The following is a 12,123-nucleotide window of genomic DNA, read 5'->3' as shown; positions in this document are numbered from 1 at the left end:
TTAATGTCCACCGGCGCCAATCGGGAACGCGGCCTCTTCGGATTGTTTGGATTCTTTGACCAGAAAGCAGGCTCCGGCGGCTAAGATCAGGCAAACTCCGCAGAGAGCCAGCGCATTACGCGGATCGTTGTTCAGGATGGTTTTGTACAGAAACTCAATGGTCATGTTGTTGATGATCTGCGGAACCACGATAAACCCGTTGAACAAACCCATGTAAACACCCATCCGCTCTTTAGGCACCGAGGTGGAAAGCATCACATACGGCATGGACATGATGGAACCCCAGGCCAGTCCGACGAGTGTCATGCCGATCAGAAACACGTATTTATCGGGCGAAAACATCATCGAGAGAAATCCCAGCCCGCCGATGGTCAGAAAAACCGCATGGGTGCTCCGGCGACCCAAACGGGCGGCAATGGGTGGCAACAGAAACGAGATACCGAAGCAGCCGACGTTGAACAGGGCAAAACACAGGTTGCTCCATTTCAGTCCTTCGGCAAAACCGCTCGGATTGGAGATGGCATCCGGCGCGTTGAAAGCATGGCGGGCAATGGCCAGCGACAGGTACTGCCACATCAGCGGCAAACCGTACCACGTAAAAAATTTCACCCACCAGAGCTGTTTCATCGTTGCGGGCATATTCCGAAAGGCGTCGAAAACTTCGGTAAAGGCGTGAAAAACCCCGCTTTTCTCCTTTTTCATCCGCTCGAACTCTTCCATGTTTTCGGGCGGATATTCGGTGGTGGTATACATCGTCCAGAAAACCGCAGCCAGAATGGCGACAGCACCGACGTAAAATGAATATTTAACGAAATCCGGAATGAGGTTGGCCCCCGAAGCCGCCATCGCAATACCGAAAACCGGTAAGATAAAGGGCATCAAATTGGCGAGCGTCTGCCCAAACCCGACGAAAAAACTCTGGACGGCAAAACCAAGATTACGTTGCTGAATGGCTAACTTGTCGCCAATAAACGCCCGAAAGGGTTCCATCGTGATGTTCAGACCGGCGTCCAGCAACCACATCAGGCTGGCCGCCATCCAGAGTGCCGACGAATTGGGCATCATTACCAATGCAAAACTGGTGATGATGGCACCGACCAGAAAATACGGTTTTCGGCGTCCCCAGCGTTTTGACCATGTCTTGTCGCTCATGGCACCGATGATGGGCTGCACCAGCAAACCCGTTACCGGCCCGGCCAGCCACAAAATGGGAATGGAAGACTCGTCGGCATTGAGGTACCGGAAAATCGGGCTCATGTTGGCCTGTTGCAACCCAAAGCCGTATTGAATGCCCAGAAATCCAAAACTCATATTCCAGATTTGCCAGAAACTTAAGCGGGGCTTGTCTTTCATGAGAGAAAAAACAAAGAGTAAGAATGTGTTTAGGTTCGTAGAAGGGCCAAAAAAGAGCGCCATTCTGACAATAATACTGATTTTGTTGCAAGATTCTAAGATTGTTTTTACCTATTTTTTTATTCCGGTATTTTTGCAAATGCCCACATTTCCAGCCGCCGTTTGATGCTACTTTCCTTTCTCTTCTGGACGTTGTCTTTGGCCGATTCGACGGCAAAACCGCAGTCCGTGGCGGATTCGGTGCCGCAGGATTTCCGGGTCATTCGGTCGGTGACCATTCAGGGCAATCACAAAACGCGGGAGCGCATCATTCTGCGTGAACTGGAAGTGAAAACCGGTGACACCATTCAGCGGCAGCAACTGACCGAAAAACTGGCCTGGGATCAGCGCAAAATTGCCAACACCAATCTGTTCGTCACCGTCGACGTAATTGCGAAAGAAGCAGAACCACATTACGTTGACATTGAAGTGATTGTGAAGGAACGCTGGTACATTTTCGTGATACCGGTTTTTGATCTGGCCGACCGCAACTTCAACGAATGGTGGTATGAACGGGGCCGCAGTTTCCGGCGAACGATTTACGGCGCTCGGTTGAATTACAAAAACGTGACCGGCAATGCCGACAAAATCAACGCCATTTTCGAATTTGGATTTACGCGCCGAACACAGGTTTTATACACCCTTCCGTACATTGACAAGGCGCAGAAAACCGGCATCAGTGTAGGTGCTTCGTACCAGACCAACAAGGAAGTAGCCTACCGCTCGGCGTTCGACAAACTGGTTTATTTTCGGAGCGAAGACCTCATGCGCGACCGGTTTTTCACCAACGTCATTTTGACGCGCCGGAATCAGTTTTACAATTTCCACCGCCTGGAACTCCGGTTCGTCCGCAACTCGATTGCCGACACCGTGGCCAAACTCAACCCTGATTATTTTCTGCATGGCCGAACCCGGCAGCGGTATTTTCTGCTGAGTTACCTGTTTACGCACGACCGGCGTGATGCCGTGGCGTATCCGTTGCGGGGGCATTACCTCAATCTGATGGCCAATCAATACGGTTTGCTGCGGTCCGACGAAGTGCGGTTGTTCGAAATGACGGCCAGCTACACCCGCTACTGGCCGCTGGGCGGGAAGTTTTACGCCAGCAATAGCGTTCGCGGCAAACTCTCCTGGCCCGACCGCCAGCCGTATATCAACCTGCGCGGTTTGGGTTATCTGACAGATTTTGTTCGGGGTTACGAATTGTATGTCATTGACGGACAACGGTATGGTTTGGTGAGAAATACCCTGAAATACCAATTATTAAACGTCAGAAAGCAGCTCAACTGGGTCCCGATGAAGCAATTCAGTACGGTTCCACTGGCGTTGTATCTTTCTGTTTTCGGCGATATGGGTTACGTCAACAGCACGCTGGCGCAGGAATACCAAAGCCGCCTGGCAAACTCGTGGTTGTATGGCGGTGGTGTTGCGCTGGACATTGCAACGTTCTACAACATCGTCGGACGGATCAGTTACTCCGTCAACCGGCAGGGCCAGACCGGTATTTTCTTTAATTTTACCTATGATTTGTAAGTGGATGGTGCCAGGCCCAACTCCTTTCAAGGAAAAAACCGCTCATTATTTCTAATTCCCCAACGAATGAAATCAACTTTTACGCTCATTGCCCTAACGGTGTTGGTGTTTGGCAGCCATTTGCTTTCAGCGCAGACTCTTGCCCTGAAGATTACGAAACGGTACCTGAACCTGCCGGTGTCGCAGGCCCAAAACCGGGGCATCATGCAATTCCGGCAAAACGATAAACTGGAACGCTCGTTCAAAATACGGCTGGCAACCGATCAACCCGACTATTGGGTATTCTGCGACATGGCGGCTTTAAAAGGACAAACCATCACGATTAGGTATGATGGTAATTCGGCCGGATTGAGCAAAATTTATCAGGACGACACCTTTGCCGGTCAGGATTCGCTTTATCACGAGAAAAACCGCCCGCAATTCCACTACTCAACCCGCCGGGGCTGGATCAACGATCCGAACGGCATGATTTTTTACGAGGGCGAATACCACCTTTTTTACCAGCACAATCCCTACGAACGGGAATGGGAAAACATGTCGTGGGGGCACGCGGTCAGCAACGACATGATCCATTGGGAAGAACTGCCAACGGCGCTTTCCCCCGACAGCCTGGGAACGATGTTTTCGGGTTCCACCGTGATCGACTACACCAATACAGCCGGATTTAATCGGGGCAACGTACCTGCCATGCTTGCTTTTTTTACGGTCGACAATCCCGAAAAGCAAGTTCAATGCCTGGCGTATAGCCTGGATAAAGGCCGAACGTGGACAAAATACAGCAAAAATCCGCTGATCGATTCGAAAGCGAAATGGAACAGCAAGGATACCCGCGATCCGCGCGTGTTCTGGTACCAGCCCGGCAGGCACTGGGTGATGGTGCTCAACGAGCGGGATGGTCATTCCATTTACACGTCCAAAAACGCGAAGGAGTGGCATTTCGAGAGTCACGTGACCGGTTTTTGGGAATGCCCGGACTTATTCGAGTTACCCGTCGACGGGGATAAAAACCGCACGAAATGGGTCATGTACGGCGCTTCCACGACGTACATGATTGGTTCATTCGATGGAAAAACGTTCAAACCGGAATCGGGCAAACATTCGTATACGACCGGGAGCATCTATGCGGCCCAGACTTTTACCAACATGCCCGAAAGCGATCCACGGCGCATTCAAATCGGCTGGGGCCGGATTCCGCAGCCGGGAATGCCGTTTAACCACATGATGCTGCTGCCCACCGAACTGCGGTTGCGGACGACTAAAAATGGGCTTCGGCTCAGTAGTGTTCCGGTCAGGGAAACGGAGCAATTGTTTAACCGGGTCGGGCAATGGACGTCGTTACCAGCCGCGGAAGCGAATGACAAGTTAAAATCGCTTCCATCACTGGAGCGGTTTCGGATCAAGGCAACCCTGAAACTGTCGCATGCTACCAGCGCGGGCCTTTCGCTGTTTGGTCAGCGGATACTCGACTACGACCTGAATTCGAACCTGGTCAATGGCGTTTTCTACTCGCCCGAAGACATGACCAGCATGGAAGTTACCGCCGACATTTACGTGGATCGAACCTCGGTCGAAGTGTTTATCGACAACGGTGCTTACTCGTATTCAATGGAACGAAAACCCATTTCAACGGCCAAAGAAAGCCTTCAATTTTGGGGAAACCGCATCGAAGTCAAGAATCTTGAACTGTTTACGGCGCAATCCATCTGGAAATAAAGTCTTTCCAAAAGCAATTGGAACGTAATTACAACCTGCATGCAAAATCCCTACCTGGCTCTGCTTCGCACGGCCTGGCACTATGCCCGTCACGAAAAAAGGCGGTTTTTACTGGTCTATTTCCTGTTCATCCTGGCCAATGTGGTTTCGGCGATGGAACCGCTGCTGTTCGGCTGGTTTGTGGGCGCTATTCAGCAAAAAGAGGCTGCGGTCACGTCGATCGTGTTGTGGTATGCCGCGGCCTATGTGGGACTTCAGTTGGGCGAATGGGTTTTTCACGGCCCCGCCCGCATCATGGAACGCGAACTGGCGTTTTCGCTGAGCCGCAATTTCCTGACCGAACTTTATCATCAGACGCTCAATCTGCCCGTTAGCTGGCACAAAGATCACCACAGCGGGGCGACGATCAACCGGATTCGGAAAGCCAACGATGCGCTCAAGGACTTTTTTCAGAGCGGTTTTCTGTATTTGCACACGATTTCGAAATGCGTGTTTTCGTTTGCGGCCATGGTTTATTTCTCGCCCCTATTCGGCAGCATCGGCGTTCTGCTGGGTGCGTTGACCATCTGGGTAATCCTGAAATTCGATAAACCGTTCATCAAGGCCGTCGATGAGTCCAACGAGCGCGAACACGAGGTGTCGTCTACGCTTTTCGACAGCCTTTCCAACATCATCACCGTCATTACACTCCGGCTGGAGAAGCAGATGGAAACCAGTCTGCTGGGTAAAATTATGGCCATTCTTCCGCCTTTCCGAAGGCATGTCCGCATCAACGAATGGAAATGGTTTGCGGCCAGTATGCTGATTGCCATCATGTACGGCGTCATTACCGTTGGCTATGTGTACCAGCATTACGTGCCCGGCGAGGTGTTTCTGATTGGCGGACTGGTGACCTTACTGGGTTACATCAATAAATTCAGCAGTGTTTTTACCGATGTCGCTTACCAATACACCGACATCGTTCAGCACAATACCGACGTTCAGACCGCCCGCAGGATTGGCGAAGCGTACGCGCAGCAACACCGCCCGGAAGCCACCGAGTCATTGCCATCGACCTGGCAAACCATCGACATCAACCGTCTGAATTTCAAACATACCCCGGAAAACCGCCCGACCGAAAAGCCGCACCAAGCCGGTTTATACGACCTGACCATTCGGATTCGGCGTGGTCAACGAATTGCCCTGATTGGCGAAAGCGGCAGCGGAAAAAGTACGCTGCTGGCACTTCTGCGCGGTTTATACAATCCCGAACCCAATCTGGAACTCCGGGTGGACGGGCAAAGCTACCCGGAATTGAGCCTGATTGCCGACACGGTGACGCTGATGCCCCAGGAACCGGAAATCTTCGAAAACACCATTGCGTACAACATTACGCTGGGCCTGCCCTTCGACGAAGCCGACGTGTTGCAAGCCTGCGAAACGGCGCGGTTTACGGACGTGGTCAGTCAATTGCCGCATGGGTTGGAAACCAACATTCAGGAAAAAGGCGTCAACCTGTCGGGCGGACAGAAACAGCGGCTGGCGCTGGCCCGGGGCATATTGGCGGCTCGCAGCAGTAACATGGTCTTGCTGGATGAACCCACCAGCAGTGTTGATTCAAAGACCGAATTCGAGATTTACCAGCATCTTCTCGCTGATTTTCGTGATAAAGCCATTATTTCTACCCTCCACCGGCTTCACCTGTTGGCAATGTTTGATCATATTTATATATTGCAAAGAGGTCGGATTATCGACGAAGGCAGTTTTCCGGAATTAATGCAGCGAAGTGCGGTTTTTCAGGAAATGTGGCAGCACCAGAAAGTCCGGCAAACGGAAGAACCCGAACTGGGATAACCGTTTCCCGCCGTTTACACGATTAAGAAGAATTGTTGTAGAATTTGACCGGCTAACGCTGGTATTCTATCTGTAAGTTTACTATTATTATACAATAGTTACTTACTCAGTTTTATTTGATAACCTGACTATGATTGGAACGTTTAAAACCATCGTTGAAACCGTTCGTTTTCGTGCCACTCACACTCCCGATCAAACTGCGTTTGTCTATTTGAAAGACGGCGAAACTGATGAAGAATCACTGACTTATAACCAGCTGCATTCGCGCGCACGGGCCATTGCCCGCCATCTTTCGCCCACTTTACCCGCGACATCAGACCGTCCGCTTTTTTTACTGGTTTATCCGCAAGGGCTCGAATTTATCGAAGCTTTTCTGGGGTGTTTATACGCTGGTGCGGTGGCGGTTCCGATTGCCGTTCCCGGCAAAAACCGGGGGGCCAACAAAATTGGTTTTCTGGTGGAAGATGCCGGTATAAAAACCGGTCTGACCACCACCAAAACCTACGAACTGCTCCAGAAAAATTTTAGTCATGATCCCTGGTTCCAATCGCTGAACTGGCTGGTTACCGATACGATTCCGACCACCGAAACGCCGGAATTTCCGCTGCCTGCCCCCGACGATCTGGCTTTGTTGCAATATACCTCCGGCTCGACCAGCCAGCCCAAAGGGGTGATGGTAACCCACGCCAACATCATGGCGAATTCGGCCTTCATCCAACACGCTTTTCAGAACGATTCCTCGAGCGTATCGGTCTGCTGGCTGCCGTCGTTCCACGACATGGGCCTGATCGACGGCATTATGCAACCCATTTACTGCGGTTTTAAAGCCGTGTTGCTCAACCCCGTACACGTTGTGCAACGTCCGTTGCGCTGGCTACGGGCTTTCGACCGATACGGTGGAACCTACGGCGGTGCACCCAATTTTATCTTTGATTTTTGCGTCGATCGGTCCACGCCCGACGAACGCGCCCAACTGGATTTAAGCCGGGTTAAACACATTTACAACGCGGCTGAACCCATCCGGGCTTCCACCCTGCACCGGTTTACCGAAGCGTTTGCCGTCAGCGGTTTTAGCCCGAAAAGTTTATTTACCTGCTTCGGTCTGGCCGAATCGACGCTGGCTGTCACCATGTGTCGTGTCGACCGCCAACCCAGCCGGGAAACCGTGGATGCCGACGCGCTGACCGAAGGCCGGATTATCGGCCGACCTGCCGGAACGCCCGATGCCCGCGAACTGGTTTGTTCAGGCTGGCCCATGAGCGATAGTGTTCTTCGAATCGTTGATCCGGAAACCGGTCGGGTTTGTGAAGAAGGCGAAATTGGCGAAATCTGGACCAAAGGCCCCAGCGTTACGCGCGGCTACTGGAACAAGCCGGAGCTGACTGTCGAAAGCTTTGCCGGCTATACCCAAACGGGCGAAGGGCCATTTTTGCGAACGGGTGACGCCGGTTATTTCCGGGAAAAAGAGGGGCTTTTTGTAACCGGTCGGCTCAAAGATTTAATTATCATCCGGGGTGCGAACCATTATCCACAGGACATTGAACTGACTGTTGAGCAATGTCACGAAGCCCTGGCGAGCAACGCCGGAGCGGCTTTTTCGGTCTACACCAATGACGGAGAGCAACTGGTGGTCATCCACGAACTGAAGCGGGCGGCTTTACCGACTGCGCCTGTACAGGACATTGCCCACGCGATTCTGCGCGAAATCGGGTTGCGACACGCGCTGGCGCCCGTGGCGGTGGTATTGCTGCGGCCCAATGGGTTATTTAAAACAACGAGCGGCAAGGTGCAGCGTTCGGCCTGCCAGCGGGCTTTCCTGGAGAACAGCCTGGCCGAGCATTACCGTTGGGATTCCATTCAAGTAAACGAGAAACAAACCTAAATTGAAGTAATGCCTGATTTCTATCCATCGTCAACGGCCATTCAAAACTGGCTAACTCAACGAATTGCAACTGAATTAAAAATTACCCCCGACCGGATCGATGTCAACCAGCCTTTTGCTTCGCTGCGGCTCGACTCGGTTTTCGTCGTTACCCTGGCCGTTGATCTGGAAACCTGGCTCGGCACCGCCATCGACCCGTCTATTTTCTGGGAAATGCCCGATATCGCCAGTTTGTCCGACTGGTTAGTTGACGAATATCTTCCCACGCAAACGCCATCGTAATGAATGCACCCGCTTCGCAAGGAACGCTGATGGGCAAAGGTTTGTCGACGCTCTGGGCTCCTTTTTCCCCGATCAACCGGATTAATCCGTATCCGATGTACCGAAGCCTGCGCGAACTCGATCCCGTTCACCAGCTTAAAACCGGCGACTGGGTGGTTAGCCGCTACGCCGACGTCTGTACGGTTTTGATGGACAAACGAATCGACGTCATCGACATGCCGTCGTATTTTCGGGATAAAACCCTGACCGTCAACGATACGGCCATCGAAATGTACCCGACTTATCAGGCTTCGTATAACTGGTTGCTGTACCTGCGACGCCCGATGCACGGCCGGACGCGGGAGATGGTGATGAAAATCTGGCCTTCGCTGAATTTTGCGGAATGTGTGCAAGCCGTTTTAGCGGAACTGACCGCCGAAATGGCCCGGAAAACCGCCATCGATCTCATCGACGATTTTGCCAAACCACTACCCGTTCGGGTCATTTCGCGGCTAATGGGCTTTCCCGATTCACACATTGAACAGCTGAAACACTGGGGCGAACGGCTGGCAACGGTTTTTGAACCGATGCTGACCCAGACCGAAATGGTTGAAATCAATCAGGCGGCCTCTGATTTTCTGGTTTTTATCGACGATTGCCTTACGGCGCACGAACAAAAACCGGTCGATACCATGATCGGAAAATTGCTGGCGCAACGGAGTGCCGACGGCCAGCCGATGGACCGGGATGATTTGATTTCCCTGATTGCGAACCTGTTTGTGGCGGGTGAAGAAACGACACGCAACCTGATTGGCAATGGTTTTGCAGCTCTGACAGCGTATCCGGATCAGTATGAACTGCTTCGAAACCAACCCGAGCTGCTAAAACCGGCCGTCGAGGAAATGCTGCGGTACGACAGCCCGGTTCAGATTACGTCCCGAATTGCGTTGGAAGATGTGGAGATTTCGGGCCAGACCATTCGGGCCGGGGAGCAGATTTACGTCTGTCTGGGTTCCGCCAACCGCGACGAACGCCAGTTTGAAGCCGCAGACCGGCTGGAGATTACCCGTGTAAAAAACAAGCACCTGGCCTTTGGGTATGGTTCTCACTTTTGCCTGGGTGCCAACCTGGCCCGAATGCAGGCCATGCAGGCGTTTCCGGTATTGATCCAACAATTTCCCGACCTGCGTGCCGATTTGTCCAAGGCGGTTCAACGCAAGAATCTGTTGCTGAGGGGGTTTGGAACGCTACCGACGGTTCGGGTTTAAGCAGGCCCGGTTCCATACGAGATCGGGTTTCGGAATGGGTTTGGTGATTGCGAAGCAGATTTCAGACCTTTCTGATTTTAAAACCGCATCCTGGGAATCGACAGCCATTACGGACTGAGGAACAAATCATTCCCGCACCGGAAACCGCCCCAATTGCCCTTCCAGATCCTGAATGGCCGATTGTAACTCATCATCGTTTGGGTTGACCGACAGCCAGAACGGTTTTGAATGGTCATTGTACCAATCTGGTGCTGCTTCCTGATCGAGTTTGATTCCAAACGCATAACCGCTCAACCCGTCCGACGAATTACTGAATCCCAGACAGGGTTCGACAAACGAAAGCCGGGGCGATAATTCCCGCTGAGCCGCCACCGACCGCATCCAGTTGATCAGCAATTCGATCTCCCAGGTCGACAGCAACGGGGCCGTGGTGGTGTATTCTTTATTCTGATAACGGGTTCTGAGGCTGATCAACAGCCAGTTACGATCCATAAAGTATTTCGAATCGCTGTATTCGTAATCCAGAATATCCAGTTCAAAGGAAGACTCGGGGCCAGTCAGTTTCATGGGTTAGAAGTCAGCCGATCTGCCAGCAACAGACCGAAGTAAGCAGGATAGTCACGCAATACAATTTCGGCACGAGGCAGCTAACGCAAAGCGAGAAACCCATTTCGGCTTCAACAACATACCGTTAGCCATTCAACCACAACTCATATTCTACTTCAATAGTATAGTAAAAATACAACTCCGGCGGAAATTTTATATTAATTTCCCCTTAAAAAATTTACCTTAAGGAGAAATAATTCAGAGTCACCGCTTTATTGTCCGGTAAAAGGGATTTTAGTGGGGCGGTATGCGAACATTTTTTTTGTCTTATTGGAATAGTCGTTAATTTCACCTGTCCAAACTTCCTGTGAAGATACAGTTCACCACAAGCCATTGACTTTATGTCTACCAAACGAGTACTGATTGCCGAAGACAGCTCCGTTATCCAGAACCTTGCCCGCAAAATTCTAGAATTTCAGAATTACGACATCACTTCCGTTAAAAATGGGGAACAGGTCCTGCAAATTCTGGAGAAGGAAGATTTTAGCATCATCCTGCTGGATATTAATATGCCCATCATGGATGGCATGGAATGCGTTCGCCGGGTTCGGGCGCTGGCCGACAAAGACAAAGCCGCTGTGCCCGTCGTTGCCATTACCGGTAACGCCAAAAATTATACGGAAGAAGAATTCAAAACCGCCGGTTTTAACGATGTTCTGGTAAAACCCCTGAACTTCGACCGACTGGTAGAGGTCGTGAATCAGCTGACGGATAAATAAGGAGAAAAGGAGGCAGGAGGAAAGTAAAGAGGGTTTTACTGCTTTTCTTTCCTCCCGTCTCCTTGCTGCTTTCCTTCTTATGATTGTTACGCTGCTCGGAACTGGAACATCCTCCGGTGTACCGCTGATTGGTTGCGCGTGTGAGGTATGCCGCTCGATTGACTTCCGGGACAAGCGATTGCGGACATCCGTTCATCTCGACATTGATGGAAAAAGTTTTGTTGTCGATACCGGTCCGGATTTTCGACAGCAGATGTTGCGCACCGGTATTCTGCGGCTGGATGCGGTTTTGTTTACGCACGAACACAAAGACCACACGGCCGGGCTGGATGAGGTCCGCGCCTACAATTTTCTGCAGGGGAAAGATGTCCCGGTTTATGCCCATAAGCGCGTTCTGAGCCAGCTACAAACCGAATACGCCTACATTTTTGCGGAGAAAAAATACCCCGGCATTCCACGCATCCAGCTCAACGAAATCAGGAACGAAGCGTTTGAAATTGAGGGAGTTCTGTTTACGCCCATCGACGTGTTGCACCACCGTCTACCGGTTTTTGGCTACCGGATTCACAACTTTACCTACTTAACGGACCTCAATTACATCTCCGACGAAGAGCTGGAAAAAGTCTACGGAACGCAGATTCTGGTGCTCGATGCTTTGCAAATTGAACCGCACATTTCCCATTTTACGCTCGAGCAAGCCATCGCTCTGGTGGAACGAATCCAGCCCGAACAAACCTTTTTCGTGCACATGAGCCACAAAATTGGCCTGCACCGGGAGGTTGAAAAACGACTCCCCGCTTCGATCCGCCTGGGCTACGACGGCCTGAAAATTGAAATGTAAAGAGGAAGAAAGGAGGAGGGGAAGAAGGACGAATGCGATTTTTCTCTCCCCCCTTCTTCCTCTCCTCTCCTCCTC

General features: G+C 51.5%; 10 protein-coding genes. 8 read left to right on the top strand and 2 right to left on the bottom strand.

Annotation, left to right across the window (positions count from 1 at the left end):
• Positions 1-1,353: an MFS transporter gene (locus tag EHT25_RS32200; RefSeq protein WP_124879571.1), complete on the bottom strand. Its 1,353-nt coding sequence runs from the start codon at positions 1,351-1,353 to the stop codon at positions 1-3.
• Positions 1,354-1,518: 165 nt separating this feature from the next.
• On the opposite strand from EHT25_RS32200, the gene EHT25_RS32195 reads away from it, so the two are divergent.
• From EHT25_RS32195 to EHT25_RS32170, 6 genes are all read left to right on the top strand, one after another.
• Positions 1,519-2,925, top strand: coding sequence for a POTRA domain-containing protein (locus tag EHT25_RS32195; protein WP_124879570.1), 1,407 nt, complete (start codon positions 1,519-1,521; stop codon positions 2,923-2,925).
• A gap of 66 nt (positions 2,926-2,991) precedes the next feature.
• A complete protein-coding gene (locus EHT25_RS32190; protein WP_124879569.1) occupies positions 2,992-4,638 on the top strand; it encodes a glycoside hydrolase family 32 protein in 1,647 nt (548 codons plus the stop codon).
• A 39-nt stretch (positions 4,639-4,677) separates the two neighbouring features.
• Positions 4,678-6,471 carry an ABC transporter ATP-binding protein gene (locus tag EHT25_RS32185; RefSeq protein WP_124879568.1) on the top strand — a complete coding sequence of 598 codons (1,794 nt, stop codon included), beginning with the start codon at positions 4,678-4,680 and terminating at the stop codon, positions 6,469-6,471.
• 130 nt (positions 6,472-6,601) lie between these two features.
• Positions 6,602-8,353, top strand: coding sequence for a fatty acyl-AMP ligase (locus EHT25_RS32180; RefSeq protein WP_124879567.1), 1,752 nt, complete (start codon positions 6,602-6,604; stop codon positions 8,351-8,353).
• Between the two features lie 9 nt (positions 8,354-8,362).
• Entirely contained in the window at positions 8,363-8,635 is a 273-nt protein-coding gene (locus tag EHT25_RS32175; protein ID WP_124879566.1) for an acyl carrier protein, read from the top strand.
• The gene (locus EHT25_RS32170; protein ID WP_124879565.1) at positions 8,635-9,882 is read left to right on the top strand and encodes a cytochrome P450; all 1,248 of its coding nucleotides are present in this window, start codon (positions 8,635-8,637) and stop codon (positions 9,880-9,882) included. Before EHT25_RS32175 ends, EHT25_RS32170 begins: the two co-directional genes overlap by 1 nt.
• Before the next feature lie 126 nt (positions 9,883-10,008).
• Here EHT25_RS32170 and EHT25_RS32165 read toward each other — a convergent pair whose 3' ends face one another.
• Positions 10,009-10,449, bottom strand: coding sequence for a WapI family immunity protein (locus tag EHT25_RS32165; RefSeq protein WP_124879564.1), 441 nt, complete (start codon positions 10,447-10,449; stop codon positions 10,009-10,011).
• Positions 10,450-10,829: 380 nt separating this feature from the next.
• Here EHT25_RS32165 and EHT25_RS32160 point away from each other — a divergent pair, with 380 nt between their 5' ends.
• Positions 10,830-11,207 carry a response regulator gene (locus EHT25_RS32160; protein ID WP_124879563.1) on the top strand — a complete coding sequence of 126 codons (378 nt, stop codon included), beginning with the start codon at positions 10,830-10,832 and terminating at the stop codon, positions 11,205-11,207.
• Between the two features lie 79 nt (positions 11,208-11,286).
• Positions 11,287-12,048, top strand: coding sequence for an MBL fold metallo-hydrolase (locus EHT25_RS32155; protein WP_124879562.1), 762 nt, complete (start codon positions 11,287-11,289; stop codon positions 12,046-12,048).
• Positions 12,049-12,123 lie beyond the last annotated feature (75 nt).

Source organism: Larkinella rosea (assembly GCF_003858635.1).
Taxonomy (GTDB): Bacteria; Bacteroidota; Bacteroidia; order Cytophagales; family Spirosomataceae; genus Larkinella; species Larkinella rosea.
This window is presented reverse-complemented; position numbering and strand designations above follow the sequence as displayed.